Source organism: Streptomyces solicamelliae (assembly GCF_045348655.1).
Classification (GTDB): Bacteria; Actinomycetota; Actinomycetes; order Streptomycetales; family Streptomycetaceae; genus Streptomyces; species Streptomyces solicamelliae.
In genome coordinates, this window is sequence record NZ_CP160404.1 from 3,581,590 (window position 1) to 3,600,751 (window position 19,162).

At 68.8% G+C, this 19,162-nt stretch carries 17 protein-coding genes and 1 tRNA gene; 10 read left to right on the forward strand and 8 right to left on the reverse strand.

What is annotated here, in order from left to right; all coding sequences use genetic code 11:
• Positions 1-59: 59 nt before the first annotated feature.
• The 8 genes from ABZO31_RS16615 to rpmH all read right to left on the reverse strand — a co-directional run bounded on the left by ABZO31_RS16615 (position 60) and on the right by rpmH (position 5,983).
• On the reverse strand, positions 60-1,166 hold the full coding sequence (locus ABZO31_RS16615) for a ParB/RepB/Spo0J family partition protein (RefSeq protein WP_406862009.1): 1,107 nt from the start codon (positions 1,164-1,166) through the stop codon (positions 60-62).
• Entirely contained in the window at positions 1,163-2,239 is a 1,077-nt protein-coding gene (locus ABZO31_RS16620; protein ID WP_406862010.1) for a ParA family protein, read from the reverse strand. Before ABZO31_RS16620 ends, ABZO31_RS16615 begins: the two co-directional genes overlap by 4 nt.
• A 265-nt stretch (positions 2,240-2,504) precedes the next feature.
• The gene (gene rsmG / locus ABZO31_RS16625) at positions 2,505-3,221 is read right to left on the reverse strand and encodes a 16S rRNA (guanine(527)-N(7))-methyltransferase RsmG (protein WP_406862011.1); all 717 of its coding nucleotides are present in this window, start codon (positions 3,219-3,221) and stop codon (positions 2,505-2,507) included.
• Positions 3,222-3,328: 107 nt separating this feature from the next.
• Positions 3,329-3,841: a protein jag gene (locus tag ABZO31_RS16630; protein WP_406862012.1), complete on the reverse strand. Its 513-nt coding sequence runs from the start codon at positions 3,839-3,841 to the stop codon at positions 3,329-3,331.
• 14 nt (positions 3,842-3,855) lie between these two features.
• Positions 3,856-5,127: a membrane protein insertase YidC gene (gene yidC, locus ABZO31_RS16635; RefSeq protein ID WP_406862013.1), complete on the reverse strand. Its 1,272-nt coding sequence runs from the start codon at positions 5,125-5,127 to the stop codon at positions 3,856-3,858.
• A gap of 3 nt (positions 5,128-5,130) precedes the next feature.
• A complete protein-coding gene (yidD, locus tag ABZO31_RS16640; protein ID WP_406862014.1) occupies positions 5,131-5,457 on the reverse strand; it encodes a membrane protein insertion efficiency factor YidD in 327 nt (108 codons plus the stop codon).
• Positions 5,454-5,825, reverse strand: coding sequence for a ribonuclease P protein component (gene rnpA / locus ABZO31_RS16645; RefSeq protein ID WP_406862015.1), 372 nt, complete (start codon positions 5,823-5,825; stop codon positions 5,454-5,456). Before rnpA ends, yidD begins: the two co-directional genes overlap by 4 nt.
• Before the next feature lie 20 nt (positions 5,826-5,845).
• Positions 5,846-5,983 carry a 50S ribosomal protein L34 gene (gene rpmH, locus ABZO31_RS16650; protein ID WP_015659252.1) on the reverse strand — a complete coding sequence of 46 codons (138 nt, stop codon included), beginning with the start codon at positions 5,981-5,983 and terminating at the stop codon, positions 5,846-5,848.
• Positions 5,984-6,375: 392 nt separating this feature from the next.
• Here rpmH and dnaA point away from each other — a divergent pair, with 392 nt between their 5' ends.
• The 10 genes from dnaA to ABZO31_RS16700 all read left to right on the forward strand — a co-directional run bounded on the left by dnaA (position 6,376) and on the right by ABZO31_RS16700 (position 19,024).
• Entirely contained in the window at positions 6,376-8,157 is a 1,782-nt protein-coding gene (dnaA, locus tag ABZO31_RS16655; RefSeq protein ID WP_406862016.1) for a chromosomal replication initiator protein DnaA, read from the forward strand.
• Between the two features lie 854 nt (positions 8,158-9,011).
• Positions 9,012-10,142 (forward strand): DNA polymerase III subunit beta, encoded by a 1,131-nt coding sequence (gene dnaN, locus ABZO31_RS16660; protein WP_406865373.1) that lies wholly within the window; start codon positions 9,012-9,014, stop codon positions 10,140-10,142.
• A 98-nt stretch (positions 10,143-10,240) separates the two neighbouring features.
• Positions 10,241-11,119, forward strand: a complete 879-nt coding sequence (gene gnd, locus ABZO31_RS16665; protein ID WP_406862017.1) for a phosphogluconate dehydrogenase (NAD(+)-dependent, decarboxylating) — start codon at positions 10,241-10,243, stop codon at positions 11,117-11,119.
• Between the two features lie 56 nt (positions 11,120-11,175).
• Positions 11,176-12,297 carry a DNA replication/repair protein RecF gene (gene recF, locus ABZO31_RS16670; protein WP_406862018.1) on the forward strand — a complete coding sequence of 374 codons (1,122 nt, stop codon included), beginning with the start codon at positions 11,176-11,178 and terminating at the stop codon, positions 12,295-12,297.
• The gene (locus ABZO31_RS16675; protein ID WP_406862019.1) at positions 12,294-12,848 is read left to right on the forward strand and encodes a DUF721 domain-containing protein; all 555 of its coding nucleotides are present in this window, start codon (positions 12,294-12,296) and stop codon (positions 12,846-12,848) included. The genes recF and ABZO31_RS16675 overlap by 4 nt, the downstream gene beginning before the upstream one ends.
• 373 nt (positions 12,849-13,221) lie before the next feature.
• A complete protein-coding gene (gyrB, locus tag ABZO31_RS16680; RefSeq protein ID WP_406862020.1) occupies positions 13,222-15,252 on the forward strand; it encodes a DNA topoisomerase (ATP-hydrolyzing) subunit B in 2,031 nt (676 codons plus the stop codon).
• Positions 15,253-15,293: 41 nt separating this feature from the next.
• Positions 15,294-17,918 (forward strand): DNA gyrase subunit A, encoded by a 2,625-nt coding sequence (gene gyrA / locus ABZO31_RS16685; protein ID WP_406862021.1) that lies wholly within the window; start codon positions 15,294-15,296, stop codon positions 17,916-17,918.
• Between the two features lie 3 nt (positions 17,919-17,921).
• Entirely contained in the window at positions 17,922-18,545 is a 624-nt protein-coding gene (locus ABZO31_RS16690) for a DUF3566 domain-containing protein (RefSeq protein ID WP_406862022.1), read from the forward strand.
• Positions 18,546-18,644: 99 nt separating this feature from the next.
• Positions 18,645-18,718: transfer RNA gene (locus ABZO31_RS16695), tRNA-Ile, on the forward strand.
• Positions 18,719-18,889: 171 nt separating this feature from the next.
• Entirely contained in the window at positions 18,890-19,024 is a 135-nt protein-coding gene (locus tag ABZO31_RS16700) for a DLW-39 family protein (RefSeq protein ID WP_003958712.1), read from the forward strand.
• The last annotated feature ends 138 nt before the right edge of the window (positions 19,025-19,162 follow it).

The window sequence follows — 19,162 nt, forward strand, 5'->3', positions numbered from 1 at the left end:
CGGCATACGCCGACACACGATCCGCCCCAGGAACGGAACGGAAGCCCCGGGGGGGGCTCTCAGCCCTCGTCCTCCTCCTCGCCCGACTCGGAGAGCGGGCGGTCCATCACCCGTCCCTCGCCCGGTGCCAGGGTGCCGAGGATGCGGTCCAGGTCCTCCATCGAGGCGAACTCGACGACGATCTTGCCCTTACTCTTCCCCAGATCGACCTTCACCCGGGTCTCGAAGCGGTCCGACAGTCGAGTCGCCAGATCGGTCAGCGCCGGGGAGACCCGTGCGCCGGCCCGCGGCCCGCGCGGCTTCTTCGCCGCCTCGGGCTCGGAGCTCATCAGCGCGACGATCTCCTCGACCGCGCGCACCGAGAGGCCCTCGGCGACGATCCGGAACGCGAGCTTGTCCTGCGTCTCCGCGTCCTCCACGGACAGCAGCGCCCGCGCATGACCGGCCGACAGCACCCCGGCGGCGACGCGGCGCTGCACCGGCGGCGAGAGCCGCAGCAGTCGCAGCGTGTTCGACACCTGCGGACGTGAACGCCCGATCCGGTCGGCCAGCTGGTCGTGCGTGCAGTTGAAGTCCTTGAGCAGCTGGTCGTAGGCGGCTGCCTCCTCCAGCGGGTTCAGCTGGGCACGGTGGAGGTTCTCCAGGAGGGCGTCCAGAAGAAGCTTCTCGTCCTCCGTCGCCCGGACGATCGCCGGGATCCGCTCCAGACCCGCCTCACGGCAGGCCCGCCAGCGCCGCTCGCCCATGATGAGCTCATAGCGCTCAGGGCTCAGCTGCCGCACGACGACCGGCTGCAGCAGACCGACCTCCTTGATGGAGGTGACCAGCTCGGCCAGCGCGTCCTCGTCGAAGACCTCACGCGGCTGGCGAGGGTTCGGCGTGATCGAGTCCAGCGGCAGTTCCGCGAAGTGCGCTCCGGCGGGAGCCTCCGGCTCCACCACGATCTCGGCCTCGACGACCGGGATCACTTCCTCCGGTGCCGGCGCGCTCACCGGCATGGTCGCCAGCTTCGCGGCCGCCACACCCCGGTCCGGGGCCGGCGCCGGAATCTCACCCGGCGAGGCCGAACCTGCCGTGATGCCGACCGCCGGTACCTGCCGCTCCTGGGGAGCCGCGGGAATCAGCGCACCGAGCCCACGCCCCAACCCCCTACGTCGCTCGCTCACTGGATCCCCTCCGACATGCTGTGCTGGTTGTTCTGGATGCCCGCATGGGCGTGCTGGGCGTCATAGTGCAGACCGACGCCCCGCAGCGCGATCTCACGGGCCGCCTCCAGGTACGACAGCGAGCCGCTGGAGCCCGGGTCGTAGGTGAGCACGGTCTGCCCGTAGCTCGGGGCCTCGGAGATGCGTACCGATCGCGGAATGCTGGTCCGCAGCACCTCTTCGCCGAAGTGACTGCGCACCTCGTCGGCGACCTGGGAGGCGAGCCTGGTCCGGCCGTCGTACATGGTGAGCAGGATCGTCGACACATGGAGCGTCGGGTTCAGATGCCCGCGCACCAGGTCCACGTTCCGGAGGAGCTGGCCGAGGCCCTCCAGCGCGTAGTACTCGCACTGGATCGGGATCAGCACCTCGGCTCCCGCCACAAGGGCGTTGACCGTCAGCAGACCGAGCGAGGGCGGGCAGTCGATCAGGATGTAGTCCAGCGGCTGCTCGTACGACTCGATCGCCCGCTTCAGCCGGCTCTCGCGCGCCACCAGCGACACCAGCTCGATCTCCGCACCGGCGAGGTCGATGGTCGCCGGTGCACAGAAGAGGCCCTCGACATCCATGACGGGCTGCACCACGTCGGAGAGCGGCTTGCTCTCCACCAGGACGTCGTAAATCGAGGGGACCTCGGCATGGTGGTCGATGCCCAGCGCCGTGGAGGCATTGCCCTGCGGGTCGAGGTCGATCACCAGGACACGGGCGCCGTGCAGCGCCAGCGAAGCGGCAAGGTTGACCGTCGTGGTCGTCTTGCCCACGCCGCCCTTCTGGTTGGCGACCACCATGATGCGCGTCTGGGGAGGCCGGGGAAGTCCCTCTCCGGCACGCCCCAGGGCCTCGACTGCCAGTTGGGCAGCACGACCAATGGGGGTGTCGTCGATCGGGGGCGATGTTTCACGTGAAACATCGGACCCCGGCGATTCGGTTCGGGGACCGGGGACCGGTTCGGTCATCGGTCCCGCGATGTTGGCGTCGGACCGCAAGGATTCACTCTCCTCGGCTTCAGGCTCGCGATGAACAGAGCCTGCCATGCTTTCGGGGTCGTGAACCAGCGAGGCCCGGGGTTCTGTGGATGAATCCACCTCTGTGGACAACTCCGTAACCCTCACGGGGGGCTTTGCCGGCGGCTTGGGCTTGCGGTCTCGGGGCGTGGCGGCCGCGCGGCCGCGGCTGATGATCCCCTGCAGCAGTGAGCGACGTTTCACGTGAAACACGATGCACGCGCCATCCCGCCGCGACCGCCCGACACTCCGAAATGCGTACGTATGGCAGTTCGCGTGACGTAACGACCGGCTCCTAGCGCCGGCGTCGCGTCCGACTGGGACGGGCGGCCTTGGCCCGCTTGGCAGCGAACCGGACACCGCCGGGGCTCTCCCCGACCTCCACCCGGACCACCGTCGACATCGGATCCACGATGCCCTCGCCGACCTGAAGCACCGAGGTCTCCACCACACCGAGCTTCGACAGTGCCGCCCGGGCACTGTCCAGCTCCTCCTGGGCAGTGTCGCCCTTGAGGGCCAGCATCTCGCCGTAGGGACGCAGCAGCGGCACGCCCCAGCCGGCCAGCCGGTCCAGCGGCGCCACGGCGCGCGCGGTCACGACATGCACCGGCTGCAGCTTGCCCAGTACTTCCTCGGCACGGCCACGTACGACGGTCACATGGTCCAGGCCCAGCAGCTCCACGACCTCCTGGAGGAAGTTCGTCCGCCGCAGCAGCGGCTCGAGGAGCGTGATCTTCAGATCCGGTCGCACCAGGGCCAGCGGGATCCCGGGCAGACCCGCACCCGAGCCCACGTCGCAGACCGTGACGCCCTCGGGCACCACCTCGGAGAGCACCGCACAGTTCAGCAGATGCCGCTCCCACAGGCGCGGCACCTCGCGCGGGCCGATCAGCCCACGCTTCACTCCCGCGTCCGCGAGCAGCTCGGCATAGCGGACGGCTTCCGGGAAGTACTCGCCGAAGACCGTCCGCGCCTGCTCAGGCGCCTGGGGGAGTTCCGCTGACTCCGTCACGGGAACCGTCCTTCCGTACCGCGCCACCGCGCTGGGTGGCCCGACTATCAGGCTGACAAAGATCGGCCCCGCCTGCGAACAGACGGGGCCGACACAACAAGAAGGGGTCAGGCAGGGAGTACGACGACGAAGCGCTGCGGCTCCTCGCCCTCGGACTCGCTGCGCAGCCCGGCGGCGGCGACCGCGTCGTGCACGACCTTGCGCTCGAACGGCGTCATCGGGTCCAGCTTCACCGGCTGCTTGGTGGCCTTGACCTCTTCCGCGGCCTTGGCACCCAGCTCGGCGAGCTCGGTGCGCTTCTGGGCGCGGAAGCCGGCGATGTCCAGCATCAGACGGCTGCGGTCACCGGTCTCGCGGTGCACGGCCAGACGCGTGAGCTCCTGGAGCGCCTCCAGCACCTCGCCGTCCCGGCCGACCAGCTTCTGCAGCTCACGGCTGCTCGAATCGCTGACGATCGAGACCGAGGCCCGGTCCGCCTCGACGTCCATGTCGATGTCGCCGTCCAGGTCGGCGATGTCGAGCAGACCCTCGAGGTAGTCGGCCGCGATCTCACCCTCCTGCTCCAGGCGGGTCAGGGTGTCGCCACCCTCGGCGGCGGCGGAGGTGGTGCCTTCCGTCACGGATGGACTCCTTACTACTTCTTGGACGACGGGTGCTTGGGCCGCTGCTGGCCCTTGCGCTGCCCGGACTTGCCCTGGCGGGACGTGTTGCCGGAGTTGGCGCGGCTCGGCCGGTTGGGCTTGGACTCCTCGACGGACTCCTGCGGCTTCTTCTCCAGCGAGGTGGGCTCGGAGGGAGCCTCGTCGCTCTTGTGCTGGCCGCCCACCGCACCGCCGGACTGGCGCTGGGACTTGGACTGGCGCTTCGGCTGCTGCCGCTTGGTGACGGCCCCGCCCTCGGCCTCGGCGGTGATCGTGTCGCTCTTCACCACGGTGCCGTCGGCCTGGGGCGCGAAGCCCGCCTTGGCGAGGCCGGTGACGAAGCGGCGCTCCTGCTCGTTGCGGTCGCCGCCCTTGGCCACGATCAGCTTGACGATGTTCTTCCGGCGCCGGCCGCGGACCTCACTGTGGTGGGTGACGTTCTTCAGCAGGCGCTGCAGGTAGGCGTCCTGGGCCTTGGATCCCGGGGTCGGGTTCTGGTTGATCACGTACATCTGCTGGCCCATGGTCCACACGTTGGTGGTCAGCCAGTAGATGAGGACACCGACGGGGAAGTTGATGCCCATGACGGCGAAGATCACCGGGAAGATGTACATCAGCATCTTCTGCTGCTGCATGTACGGCGTCTTCACCGACAGGTCCACGTTCTTCGTCATCAGCTGGCGCTGCGTGAAGAACTGCGAGGCCGACATCAGGACGATCATGACCGCGGTCACGATGCGCACATCGGTCAGGGAGGCGTTGAGCGCCTCGACCTTCTCGGGGCTGTCCATGAACTTCGCCGCGATCGGGGCGCCGAAGATGTGGGCCTGACGGGCGCTGTCCACGAGGCTCTGGTTGAGAACACCGATCTCCTCACCCGAGGCGATCTTGCTCAGCACGTGGTACAGCGCGAAGAAGAACGGCGACTGCGCCAGGATGGGAAGGCACGAGGAGAGCGGGTTGGTACCCGTCTCCTTGTACAGCTTCATCATCTCTTCGGACTGGCGCTGCTTGTCGCTCTTGTAGCGCTCCTGGATCGCCTTCATCTTCGGCTGAAGAGCGGCCATGTTCCGGGTCGACTTGATCTGCTTGACGAACAGCGGGATCAGACAGATCCGGATCAGGACCACCAGGGACACGATGGACAGGCCCCAGGCCCAACCCGTGTCAGGACCGAAGATCGCCCCGTACATACTGTGGAACTGGACGATCACCCATGAGACGGGTGTGGTGATGAAGGCGAACAGACTGGCAATCGTGTCCACTAATCAGGCTCCTTGAGCATTGGGCGAGGTCTCTGCGGCCGGGCTCGTGTCGGCGGAGGACCCGCCCTTCTCGCCACGCAGGGCGTTCCGCAGCATTTCGTGCCAGCGGGGACGTTTGCGCGGGGGGACATGGTCCACGCCTCCGGGCGACCACGGGTTGCACCGCAGGATGCGCCAGGCGGTCAGGGCCGTTCCCTTGATCGCGCCATGCCGGTCGATGGCCGTGAATCCGTAGTGCGAGCACGACGGGTAGTACCGGCACACCGGACCCAGCAGCGGGCTGATCGTCCACTGGTACAGCTTGATCAGGGCCAGCAGCGGGTACTTCATCGCGTGCCCCCTCCCAGCAACCGCTGGAAAGCGGCATCCAGGTCTCGGGCCAGCTGAGGATGATCGGCGTCGCCCGCTCCGGGCAGCGCCCGTACTACCACCAGGCTACCGGGGGGCAGCTCGGACAGCCGATCCCTGACCAGATGGCGAAGACGCCGCTTCACCTGGTTGCGGACGACCGCTCCACCCACTGCCTTGCTCACGACGAAACCCGCACGTGCCGGAGGAGCGCTCTCCCCAGGCGCGTGCGGGTCCGTTGCACCGCTGTGTAGATGGACGACGAGGCTCGGGCGTCCGGCCCGGCGTCCTCGGCGTACCGCGGTCGCGAAGTCCTCGCGCCGCCTCAGCCGATTCTCGGTAGGCAGCACGTCATGACCTGTTTAAGCGATCAGGCGGACAGGCTCGCGCGACCCTTGGCACGGCGGTTCGCCAGGATGGCGCGGCCGGCGCGGGTACGCATGCGCAGGCGGAAACCGTGGGTCTTCGCGCGACGACGGTTGTTCGGCTGGAAGGTGCGCTTGCTCACTCGGGGGCTCCAGTAATGATTCGTGGGTGGCGGGGCATCGCCTGGCTGTCACCGTGCGCCCACGAGTAGCTCGCAATACGCCCGAGTGCACCGCTACACGATCACTGACCGTGATCTTTGCCCATCGGAGGCAGGCGGCAGCAGCCATCGACAACTCGACCTGGTTACGGTACGCGCGGCTACGCCATCCGGTCAAACCGGCCCCACGCCGGGGCTCTGTATGCACAGGCTGTGGACAACAACTTGAACCACGTCAGCCGCCCCGACTACCGTGGCTGAACTCCGGAATCTTTTTCCGTTCTGTCCTTACCTGTCCTGACGGACTGCGGACGGACCCCGACCGACCGTCCCGAGAACCACACATTCGTGGGACCAACGAGGAAGCGTGCCCCGTGGCTGACGTACCTGCTGATCTTGCCGCAGTGTGGCCACGCGTGCTCGACCAGCTCCTGGGAGAGGGCCAGCAGGGCATCGAGCCCAAGGACAAGCAGTGGATCGAACGGTGCCAGCCTCTCGCACTGGTCGCCGACACCGCACTCCTGGCCGTGCCCAACGAGTGGGGCAAGCGGGTCCTCGAGGGCCGGCTCGCGCCACTGATCAGCGACACCCTCAGCCGTGAGTGCGGCCGCCCCATCCGGATCGCGATCACCGTCGACGACTCCGCGGGCGAGCCCGCCGGCCCCCCGGCCCCGCAGCCGCAGCACCCCCGCTACGACGACCGCGGACCTGCCGACACGTACGAGAAGTACGACGGCGGCGGCTACGGGCACCGGCCCGGCGGCGACGACCTGCCGTCGGTACGCCCCGCCTACCCCGACTACCAGCAGCAGCGCCCCGACCCGGGCGTCTGGCCGCGTTCCCAGGAGGACCTCTCCTGGCAGCAGCCGCGGCTCGGCGGCTACCAGGACCGCGAGGCGCCGGCCGAGCAGTGGCACGAGCCGTACGGCAGCCGCGACCGGCAGCCCTCCGCGCCGCGCTACGACGAGCGCCCCGCGCCGTACGAGCCGCCGCGTCCCGAGCGCGCCGAGCTGCCCGAGCCGCAGATGGGTCCCGGCCCGTCCGTGTCCCAGCCCGGCCCGGGGCCCCGGCACGCCGCCGGCGGCGCCGGACAGCCGCCCGCGGCCGGGGGACCCGGCGAGCCGCACGCCCGGCTGAACCCCAAGTACCTCTTCGACACCTTCGTCATCGGCTCGTCGAACCGGTTCGCGCACGCGGCCGCCGTCGCCGTCGCCGAGGCGCCCGCCAAGGCGTACAACCCCCTTTTCATCTACGGGGAGTCGGGCCTCGGCAAGACCCATCTGCTGCACGCGATCGGGCACTACGCGCGGAGCCTCTACCCGGGCACCCGGGTGCGGTACGTGAGCTCGGAGGAGTTCACCAACGAGTTCATCAACTCCATCCGCGACGGCAAGGGCGACGCGTTCCGCAAGCGTTACCGCGATGTGGACATCCTGCTCGTCGACGACATCCAGTTCCTCGCGAGCAAGGAGTCGACGCAGGAGGAGTTCTTCCACACCTTCAACACCCTCCACAACGCGAACAAGCAGATCGTGCTCTCCTCGGACCGGCCGCCCAAGCAGCTGATGACCCTGGAGGACCGGCTGCGCAACCGCTTCGAGTGGGGTCTGACCACCGACGTGCAGCCGCCGGAGCTGGAGACGCGGATCGCGATCCTCCGGAAGAAGGCGGTGCAGGAGCAGCTCAACGCCCCGCCGGAGGTGCTGGAGTTCATCGCCTCCCGGATCTCGCGGAACATCCGCGAGCTGGAGGGCGCGCTGATCCGGGTGACCGCGTTCGCCTCGCTCAACCGGCAGCCGGTGGACCTCGGGCTCACCGAGATCGTGCTCAAGGACCTGATCCCGGGCGGCGAGGACTCGGCCCCGGAGATCACCGCCCCCGCCATCATGGCGTCGACGGCCGACTACTTCGGGCTGACGGTAGAGGACCTCTGCGGATCCTCGCGCAGCCGGGTCCTGGTGACGGCCCGCCAGATCGCCATGTACCTGTGCCGGGAGCTGACGGACCTGTCGCTGCCGAAGATCGGCGCGCAGTTCGGCGGCCGCGACCACACGACCGTCATGCACGCGGACCGGAAGATCCGCGCGCTGATGGCGGAACGGCGCTCCATCTACAACCAGGTCACGGAGCTCACCAACCGCATCAAGAACGGCTGACGCGGGCTGTCGGCACCGCGCGGAGAGCGCCTCGGGACACCGTCCCGGGGCGCTTTTTCGTGGGCCGGCACGCCCCGTGGAGCTCGCTGGGCGCCGGTGTACGGGCCGGCGGGCACCTGTGTACGGACGGGGGCTGTTCGAATACCAGCTGGTCGGACGGGGTTCTCCACAGAAGTGGGGAAGATCTTCCGTCCACAGCCTGGGGACTCCCAAGTTGTCCAGTTTGTATCCACAGCGAGCCTGGGGGAATGATCAACACAGCAGGTCACGCGGCTGTGGATTTGTGATCAACCAAGTTCCACAGACTGTGGATGAATCCGCCGTCCACAGGAGGCCCGAAGACTTGTCCACGGGCAGCCCACAGGGGAGAGCCAGTTGTCCCCAGGTTTCCCACATCCCTGTCCACTGTTCGGCAAGGAAACACCCGCTCTCACCGGGTCGAGTGAAAGGCGTCACACCGAGGGCGCGGGTTTGGCTGTGGGGAACGGTGGGAAAGCTGGGGACAGCACTGGGGAGAAGTCGCCGCCGCCTGTGCATGGGGTGTGCAGAACTTTCGGGTGTCCACAGAAACCCCCAGTTGTCCACTGCTGTCGCCCACAGGGCCGGTGGACAAAAAACCGGGCCTGACCTGCTCAGACACCGTTATCCACGGTTTCCACAGGCCCTACTACTACTCCCACTCAGAGTTACCGGGAAATCCGCTTCGAAGTGGGTGCTGTGCACAACTCGAGGCCGGACCGCCAGGCGCGGCTCGTCACGACTTGACCCCGAGCCGCACCGAGTGTCGGTGGCGTACGTCAGACTGGGTCCCTGCCAGACGACGAAGAGCCAGCAACATGCAGGAGGCGGTTCCGGTGAAGATCCGGGTGGAGCGCGATGTACTCGCGGAGGCGGTGGCCTGGGTGGCCCGGAGCCTCCCGGCCCGTCCGCCGGCGCCCGTGCTCGCGGGCCTTCTGCTGAAGGCCGAGGACGGCGCGCTGAGCTTCTCCAGCTTCGACTACGAGGTCTCGGCCCGCGTCTCCGTCGAGGCCGAGGTCGAGGAGGACGGCACGGTCCTGGTCTCCGGCCGCCTGCTCGCCGACATCTGCCGCGCCCTTCCCAACCGCCCCGTCGAGATCTCCACAGACGGTGTACGGGCGACCGTGGTCTGCGGCTCCTCCCGCTTCACCCTCCACACCCTGCCTGTGGAGGAGTACCCGGCGCTGCCGCAGATGCCGACCGCGACCGGCACCGTCCCGGGCGAGGTCTTCGCCTCCGCCGCCCAGCAGGTGGCCATCGCCGCCGGCCGTGACGACACGCTGCCGGTGCTGACCGGTGTGCGCATCGAGATCGAGGGCGACACGGTCACGCTGGCCTCCACCGACCGCTACCGCTTCGCGGTCCGCGAGTTCCTGTGGAAGCCGGAGTCCCCGGACGCCTCCGCGGTCGCCCTGGTGCCCGCCAAGACCCTGCTGGACACCGCCAAGTCGCTCACCAGCGGCGACACGGTCACCCTGGCGCTCTCCGGCTCCGGTGCGGGCGAGGGCCTGATCGGCTTCGAGGGCGCGGGCCGACGCACCACCACCCGCCTGCTCGAGGGCGACCTGCCGAAGTACCGCACGCTGTTCCCGACCGAGTTCAACTCCGTCGCGGTGATCGAGACCGCCCCGTTCGTCGAGGCCGTCAAGCGTGTGGCCCTGGTCGCCGAGCGGAACACCCCGGTGCGGCTGAGCTTCGAACAGGGCGTGCTGATCCTGGAGGCCGGTTCCAGCGACGATGCACAGGCTGTGGAGCGTCTGGACGCGCAGCTGGAGGGCGACGACATCTCGATCGCCTTCAACCCGACCTTCCTGCTGGACGGTCTGAGCGCCATCGACTCCCCGGTCGCCCAGCTCTCCTTCACCACGTCCACCAAGCCCGCGCTGCTGAGCGGCAAGCCGGCGCTCGACGCCGAGGCGGACGACGCGTACAAGTACCTGATCATGCCGGTGCGCCTGAGCGGCTGACGGCGTCGACTGAGCGGCTGACCCCACAGGTGTGCACGAGGGTCCGGGCGTAGGCTCGGACCCGGGTACAACCGCACACGACGCTTAAGGAATCTCTGATGGAGCTCGGTCTCGTCGGTCTCGGCAAGATGGGCGGCAACATGCGTGAGCGCATCCGCCGCGCAGGCCACACCGTCATCGGATACGACCGCAACCCGGACCTCGCGGATGTCCACAGCCTCGAGGAGCTTGTGGGCAAGCTCAAGGGCCCGCGCGTCGTGTGGGTCATGGTCCCCGCCGGTGCGGCGACCCAGTCGACGATCGACGAGCTGGCCCGGCTGCTCTCCCCCGGCGACATCGTCGTGGACGGCGGGAACTCCCGCTGGACCGACGACGAGAAGCACGCCGAGGAGCTCGCGGCCAAGGGCATCGGCTTCGTCGACTGCGGCGTCTCCGGTGGTGTCTGGGGCCTGGAGAACGGCTACGCGCTCATGTACGGCGGCGACGCCGAGCACGTCGCGCGGGTCCAGCCGATCTTCGACGCGCTCAAGCCCGAGGGCGAGTTCGGCTCGGTCCACGCGGGCAAGGTCGGGGCCGGCCACTTCGCGAAGATGGTCCACAACGGCATCGAGTACGCGATGATGCAGGCCTACGCCGAGGGCTGGGAGCTCCTGGAGAAGGTCGACTCGGTCACCGACGTCCGCGAGGTCTTCCGGTCCTGGCAGGAGGGCACGGTCATCCGTTCCTGGCTGCTGGACCTGGCGGTCAACGCGCTGGACGAGGACGAGCACCTGGACAAGCTGCGCGGCTACGCGTCGGACTCCGGCGAGGGCCGGTGGACGGTCGAGGCCGCCATCGACAACGCGGTGCCGCTGCCGGCGATCACCGCCTCGCTGTTCGCGCGGTTCGCCTCGCGTCAGGACGACTCCCCGCAGATGAAGATGATCGCCGCGCTGCGCAACCAGTTCGGCGGCCACGCGGTCGAGACGAAGAAGTAATCCACAGGCTGTGCACCCGGCGGTGCACAGCAGCCGGGGGAAGGTCGGCGCACACCATGCACGTCACGCATCTGTCGCTGGCCGACTTCCGCTCGTACGCCCGGGTCGAGGTGCCCCTCGACCCGGGCGTCACCGCGTTCGTGGGGGCGAACGGGCAGGGCAAGACCAACCTCGTCGAGGCGGTCGGCTATCTCGCCACCCTCGGCAGCCACCGGGTCGCCTCCGACGCGCCCCTGGTGCGGATGGGCGCGGAGCGGGCGGTCATCCGGGCCGCCGTCACCCAGGGCGAGCGCTCGCAGCTGGTCGAGCTGGAGCTCAACCCGGGCCGGGCCAACCGGGCCCGCATCAACAGGTCCTCGCAGGTCAAGCCGCGTGACGTGCTGGGGATCGTACGGACCGTGCTGTTCGCGCCGGAGGACCTGGCGCTGGTAAAGGGCGACCCCGGCGAGCGCCGGAAGTTCCTGGACGAGCTGATCACGGCGCGCTCGCCGCGGATGGCGGGCGTGCGGTCCGACTACGAGCGGGTGCTCAAGCAGCGCAACACCCTGCTGAAGTCCGCGGCGATGGCCCGCCGGCACGGCGGCCGCTCCATGGACCTGTCCACCCTGGACGTGTGGGACCAGCACCTCGCCCGGGCGGGCGCGGAGCTGCTGGCCCAGCGGCTGGACCTGATCGCCACGCTGCAGCCGCTGGCGGACAAGGCGTACGAGCAGCTGGCGCCCGGCGGCGGACCGATTCTGCTGGAGTACCGGCCCTCCGCGCCGGGCGCCGGACAGACCCGCGAGGAGCTGTACGGGCAGCTGATCGCCGCGCTCGCGGACGTGCGCAAGCAGGAGATCGAGCGCGGGGTCACGCTGGTGGGCCCGCACCGCGACGAGCTGCTGCTGAAGCTGGGCGAGCTGCCGGCCAAGGGGTACGCGAGCCACGGCGAGTCCTGGTCGTACGCGCTGGCGCTGCGGCTGGCCTCGTACGACCTGCTGCGCACCGAGGGCAACGAGCCGGTACTGGTCCTGGACGACGTGTTCGCCGAGCTGGACGCGCGGCGCCGGGAGCGGCTGGCGGAGCTGGTCGCGCCGGGCGAGCAGGTGCTGGTGACGGCGGCGGTGGACGACGACGTGCCGGGCGTGCTGGCGGGCGTGCGGTACGCCGTGGCCGACGGGGCGGTGGAGCGGGTATGAGCGACGGCGTCCGTCCCCAGGGTGGGGACAAGCCTGTGACTCCCGAACCCTCGGGTGTGGATCTCGCCCGGGTCGCGCTGCGCGCGGCCAAGGAGGCGGCGCGGGCGCGGGGCGCGGCGGCGCAGCAGAAGAAGCAGGCGCGGCGCGGGGGCGGGCTGCGGTCCGGGGCGCACGCGGACGGGCGCGATCCGATGGCGCTCGGCTCGGCGATCAACCGGCTGATCACCGAGCGCGGCTGGGAGACGCCGGCGGCGGTCGGCGGGGTGATGGGGCGCTGGCCGCAGATCGTGGGCGAGGACCTGGCGAAGCACTGTGTGCCGCTGCGGTACGAGGACGAGCCGGATGCGCGGGTGCTGACGGTGCAGTGCGACTCCACTGCGTGGGCCACCCAGTTGCGGCTGCTGGCGCCGCGGCTGGTCGCGCGGCTGAACGAGGATCTCGGGCACGGGACGGTGCGGGTGATCAAGGTGCTCGGGCCTTCCGCCGGGCCGCGGCGGTACGGGTCCCTGCGGGCGCCGGGGTCTGTGGGGCCCGGGGACACCTACGGGTAAGCCGCCCGTACTGGTGCGGGTCCAGGCGCAGGGTCGGAGCGCGCCCGCACAGGCGCCGTTCCGTCGTGCCCACCCGTTCCGGTCCTGCGGAACGCATGCCCACAACGGGGTGCGGCGAGGGTGGTCCGGCAGAACCGTTGCCCACAGCGGGCGAGGCGTCACACCTCGAAGCGCTGGGTGGCCGTCAGGGGCTCTTTGAGCCCCTGTCCGTATATGGGGAGTCGTCTCGCGCCCGCGCAGGGCGGCACATGAGCATTCAGGTACCGGCAAACCCCCATGAGTGTCAGTGGTACCGGTAGACTGGAAGACAATCCCGCCACCCTGCGGAACATGTCGAACGACGCAGCCGCTCCCGCATGCCAGGAGACGGCCTGTGCTGTGCCAGAAAGGGCGCTTCGTGGCCGATTCCGGCAACCCCAACGAGAACAACCAGTACACCGCCAGCAACATCCAGGTCCTCGAGGGTCTGGATGCGGTGCGCAAGCGCCCCGGCATGTACATCGGCTCGACCGGAGAGCGCGGCCTGCACCACATGGTGCAGGAGGTCGTGGACAACTCGGTCGACGAAGCCCTGGCCGGTCACGCGGACACCATCGACGTGACGATCCTGGCCGACGGCGGCGTCCGCGTCGTCGACAACGGACGCGGCATCCCCGTCGGCATCGTCCCGTCCGAGGGCAAGCCGGCCGTCGAGGTCGTGCTGACCGTGCTGCACGCGGGCGGCAAGTTCGGCGGCGGCGGTTACGCGGTCTCCGGTGGTCTGCACGGTGTCGGCGTCTCCGTCGTGAACGCCCTGTCCACGAAGGTCGCCGTCGAGGTCAAGACCGACGGCCACCGCTGGACCCAGGACTACAAGATGGGCGCCGCGACCGCGCCCCTCGCCCAGCACGAGGAGACCGACGAGACCGGCACGTCGGTCACGTTCTGGTCCGACCCGGACATCTTCGAGACGACCGAGTACTCCTTCGAGACGCTCTCGCGCCGCTTCCAGGAGATGGCCTTCCTCAACAAGGGCCTCACCATCACGCTCACCGACGAGCGCGAGTCCGCGAAGGCCACGGTCGGCGCCGACGACCCCGACGCCGAGGCGGCCGCCGAGCCGGCCGCGCGCACGGTGAAGTACCACTACGAGGGCGGCATCGTCGACTTCGTGAAGTACCTCAACTCGCGCAAGGGCGAGCTGATCAACCCCACCGTCATCGACATCGAGGCCGAGGACAAGGAGCGCATGCTCTCGGTCGAGATCGCGATGCAGTGGAACTCGTCGTACAGCGAGGGCGTGTACTCCTTCGCGAACACGATCCACACCCACGAGGGCGGTACGCACGAGGAAGGCTTCCGCGCCGCGCTGACGACGCTCGTCAACAAGTACGCGCGCGACAAGAAGCTGCTCCGCGAGAAGGACGACAACCTCACGGGCGACGACATCCGCGAGGGTCTGACCGCGATCATCTCGATCAAGCTCGGCGAGCCGCAGTTCGAAGGCCAGACGAAGACCAAGCTGGGCAACACCGAGGCGAAGACCTTCGTCCAGAAGGTCGTCCACGAGCACCTCACGGACTGGTTCGACCGGAACCCGAACGAGGCCGCGGACATCGTCCGCAAGGGCATCACCGCCGCCACCGCACGCGTGGCCGCGCGCAAGGCCCGCGACCTGACCCGCCGCAAGGGTCTCCTGGAGTCGGCGTCCCTCCCGGGCAAGCTCTCCGACTGCCAGTCGAACGACCCGACCAAGTGCGAGATCTTCATCGTCGAGGGAGACTCCGCCGGCGGCTCCGCCAAGTCCGGCCGGAACCCGATGTACCAGGCCATCCTGCCGATCCGCGGCAAGATCCTGAACGTCGAGAAGGCCCGGGTCGACAAGATCCTGCAGAACACCGAGGTCCAGGCGCTGATCTCGGCCTTCGGCACCGGGGTCCACGAGGACTTCGACATCGAGAAGCTCCGCTATCACAAGATCATCCTGATGGCGGACGCCGACGTCGACGGCCAGCACATCAACACCCTGCTGCTCACCTTCCTCTTCCGCTTCATGCGGCCGCTGATCGAGCACGGCCACGTCTACCTCTCCCGTCCGCCGCTCTACAAGATCAAGTGGGGCCGGGACGACTTCGAGTACGCGTACTCGGACCGCGAGCGCGACGCCCTGGTCGAGCTGGGCAAGCAGAACGGCAAGCGGATCCGCGAGGACTCGATCCAGCGCTTCAAGGGTCTCGGCGAGATGAACGCCGAGGAGCTGCGCGTCACCACCATGGACGTCGAGCACCGCGTGCTCGGCCAGGTCACCCTGGACGACGCCGCCCAGGCCGACGACCTGTTCTCGGTGCTGATGGGCGAGGACGTCGAGGCGCGCCGCTCGTTCATCCAGCGCAACGCCAAGGACGTTCGCTTCCTCGACATCTGAGTCGGTCTCAGCTGACCGTACGAAAGGACTGACGACCAGCAATGGCCGACGAAAACACCCCTGTGACCACCGAAGAAGAAGAGCCGGTGCTCCGGATCGAGCCCGTCGGGCTCGAGACCGAGATGCAGCGCTCGTATCTCGACTACGCGATGTCCGTCATCGTGTCGCGTGCGCTGCCCGACGTGCGGGACGGCCTGAAGCCGGTCCACCGGCGCGTGCTGTACGCGATGTACGACGGCGGCTACCGGCCCGAGAAGGGCTTCTACAAGTGCGCCCGCGTCGTCGGCGACGTCATGGGTACGTACCACCCGCACGGTGACACCTCGATCTACGACGCGCTCGTCCGGCTCGCCCAGCCGTGGTCGATGCGGATGCCGCTGGTCGACTCCAACGGCAACTTCGGCTCCCCGGGCAACGACCCGGCCGCCGCCATGCGCTACACCGAGTGCAAGATGGCGCCGCTGTCGATGGAGATGGTCCGGGACATCGACGAGGAGACCGTCGACTTCCAGGACAACTACGACGGCCGCAACCAGGAGCCGACGGTCCTGCCGGCCCGGTTCCCGAACCTGCTGGTCAACGGCTCCGCCGGTATCGCCGTCGGCATGGCGACCAACATCCCGCCGCACAACCTGCGCGAGGTCGCCGAGGGCGCCCAGTGGTACCTGGCCCACCCCGAGGCCACGCACGAGGAGCTGCTCGACGCGCTCATCGAGCGGATCAAGGGCCCGGACTTCCCGACCGGCGCACTCGTCGTCGGCCGCAAGGGCATCGAGGAGGCGTACCGCACCGGCCGCGGCTCCATCACGATGCGCGCGGTGGTCGAGGTCGAGGAGATCCAGAACCGCCAGTGCCTGGTGGTCACGGAGCTTCCGTACCAGGTCAACCCGGACAACCTCGCGCAGAAGATCGCCGACCTGGTGAAGGACGGCAAGATCGGCGGCATCGCCGACGTCCGCGACGAGACCTCGTCCAGGACCGGTCAGCGCCTGGTCATCGTGCTCAAGCGCGACGCGGTCGCCAAGGTCGTCCTCAACAACCTGTACAAGCACACCGATCTGCAGACGAACTTCGGCGCCAACATGCTGGCGCTCGTCGACGGCGTGCCGCGCACCCTCTCGCTCGACGCGTTCATCCGCCACTGGGTGACGCACCAGATCGAGGTCATCGTGCGCCGGACGCGCTTCCGGCTGCGCAAGGCCGAGGAGCGCGCCCACATCCTGCGCGGTCTGCTCAAGGCGCTGGACGCGATCGACGAGGTCATCGCGCTCATCCGGCGCAGCGAGACGGTCGAGATCGCCCGCGAGGGCCTGATGGGCCTGCTCGAGATCGACGAGATCCAGGCCAACGCGATCCTGGAGATGCAGCTCCGCCGGCTCGCCGCCCTGGAGCGCCAGAAGATCGTCGCCGAGCACGACGAGCTGCAGGCGAAGATCAACGAGTACAACGCGATCCTGGCCTCGCCGGAGAAGCAGCGGACCATCGTCAGCGAGGAGCTGGCGGCCCTGGTCGAGAAGTTCGGCGACGACCGCCGTTCCAAGCTGGTGCCGTTCGACGGCGACATGTCCATCGAGGACCTGATCGCCGAGGAGGACATCGTCGTCACCATCACGCGGGGCGGCTATGTGAAGCGGACCAAGACCGAGGACTACCGCTCGCAGAAGCGCGGCGGCAAGGGCGTGCGCGGCACGAAGCTGAAGCAGGACGACATCGTCGACCACTTCTTCGTCACCACCACCCACAACTGGCTGCTGTTCTTCACCAACAAGGGCCGGGTGTACCGGGCCAAGGCGTACGAGCTGCCGGACGCCGGCCGGGACGCCCGCGGCCAGCACGTGGCCAACCTGCTGGCCTTCCAGCCGGACGAGCAGATCGCCCAGATCCTCGCGATCCGCGACTACGAGGCCGCGCCGTACCTGGTGCTCGCCACCAAGGCCGGTCTGGTGAAGAAGACCGCGCTGAAGGACTACGACTCCCCGCGCTCGGGCGGCGTCATCGCCATCAACCTGCGGGAGCGGGAGGGCGGCACCGACGACGAGCTGATCGGCGCGGAGCTGGTGTCCTCCGAGGACGATCTGCTGCTCATCAGCAAGAAGGCGCAGTCGATCCGGTTCACCGCCACCGACGACGCGCTGCGGCCGATGGGCCGGGCCACGTCGGGCGTGAAGGGCATGAGTTTCCGCGAGGACGACGAACTCCTCTCGATGAACGTCGTCCGGCCGGGTACGTTCGTCTTCACCGCCACCGACGGTGGGTACGCGAAGCGGACCGCCGTCGACGAGTACCGCGTCCAGGGTCGCGGTGGCCTCGGTATCAAGGCCGCCAAGATCGTGGAGGACCGTGGTTCGCTGGTCGGCGCGCTGGTGGTCGAGGAGACCGACGAGATCCTCGCCATCACGCTGTCCGGCGGTGTGATTCGCACGCGCGTCAATGAAGTCAGGGAGACCGGCCGTGACACCATGGGCGTCCAGCTGATCAATCTGGGCAAGCGGGATGCCGTCGTCGGCATCGCGCGCAACGCCGAGGCGGGCAGCGAGGCCGACGAGGTCGAGGACGGCGACGCCGAGGGCGTCGCGGCCGGCACGGCCTCTGACGGGATCGAGGCCGTTGCCACGGTCGAGACGGGCGGGGACACGGAGTCCTCGGCCGGGGAGCACGAGGAGTAGAGCGTGAGTGGAGCCATGGGCGCCGGATCGGCCGCTGCCGGAGCTGCCGCTGGAGCGAACGGCGCCCGTGGCCCCGCCACGGACTCTCAGGGGGTGGGCGTGTCTTACGGCAACAACGGTCCGCTGCCCGGCGAGCGCCCCGGTGGCGCGCCGGCCGCGCAGCCGTACCACCCGCCGCAGGCGTACCCGGGCCAGCAGGACCAGGGTGGCAACTCGGCCGTGCGGCGGCCGCGTACGGGGGCGCGTACGACGCCCCGGACGCGCAAGGCCCGGCTGCGGGTGGCGAAGGCCGACCCGTGGTCGGTGATGAAGGTGAGCTTCCTGCTCTCCATCGCGCTGGGCATCTGCACGGTCGTCGCGGCGGCGGTGCTGTGGATGGTCATGGACGCCATGGGCGTCTTCTCGACCGTCGGCGGGACGATCAGCGAGGCGACGGGCTCGAACGAGTCCAACGGCTTCGATCTGCAGTCGTTCCTGTCGCTGCCGCGGGTGCTGATGTTCACCTCGGTGATCGCGGTGATCGACGTGGTCCTGATGACCGCGCTGGCGACCCTGGGCGCGTTCATCTACAACCTGTCGGCAGGTTTCGTCGGCGGTGTCGAGCTGACGCTGGCGGAGGACGAGTAGCGCCCATAGGGGGCTCCGGCCCCGGGGATTTTGGGACTGGCCCCCACGTGCGCTAATCTTCAGGAGTCAGCGCGCGGGACACACACCGCAGAGCGCGGCGGGGCTATAGCTCAGTTGGTTAGAGCGCATCCCTGATAAGGATGAGGCCACAGGTTCAAATCCTGTTAGCCCCACAGATCGATCGGCCCGGACGGAACTTCCCGTCCGGGCCGATCGTTTTACCGCCGTGAGCCCGGTGCCGTGAGGTGATGGATTGCCTCGGGTAGGTCACCGATCGATATCGGTCGGTGTGTATAGTCGGGCGCCAGAAGTCCTCATACGTCAAGGAAAGACGAGGTCGCGCGGTGAAGAAGCTTCTCCTGGTCGCACTGGCCGCCATCGGCGGGCTCCTCGTGTACCGCCAGATCCAGGCGGATCGCGCCGAGCAGGATCTGTGGACGGAGGCGACCGACTCCGTGCCCGCAGGTTCGGGTGTGTGAGACGCGCACAGTCTGTCGATGAAGCCCCGGTCCGCTGCATGCGGCCGGGGCTTCTCGCTGTTTCAGGACCGTGACAGTGGCGCCCTTGAGTTCGCCTGCGCAAATCACTAGCTTGCAAGAGCAAAGATGCGTGGTCGT

What these genes read in the sequence shown, in the direction of transcription:
- ABZO31_RS16620 (WP_406862010.1), bottom strand. Translation starts at nt 2,239, where the DNA reads ATGGCAGGCTCTGTTCATCGCGAGCCTGAAGCCGAGGAGAGTGAATCC.
- yidD (WP_406862014.1), bottom strand. Translation starts at nt 5,457, where the DNA reads ATGAAGTACCCGCTGCTGGCCCTGATCAAGCTGTACCAGTGGACGATC.
- gnd (WP_406862017.1), top strand. Translation starts at nt 10,241, where the DNA reads ATGGAGCTCGGTCTCGTCGGTCTCGGCAAGATGGGCGGCAACATGCGT.
- recF (WP_406862018.1), top strand. Translation starts at nt 11,176, where the DNA reads ATGCACGTCACGCATCTGTCGCTGGCCGACTTCCGCTCGTACGCCCGG.
- ABZO31_RS16675 (WP_406862019.1), top strand. Translation starts at nt 12,294, where the DNA reads ATGAGCGACGGCGTCCGTCCCCAGGGTGGGGACAAGCCTGTGACTCCC.
- gyrA (WP_406862021.1), top strand. Translation starts at nt 15,294, where the DNA reads ATGGCCGACGAAAACACCCCTGTGACCACCGAAGAAGAAGAGCCGGTG.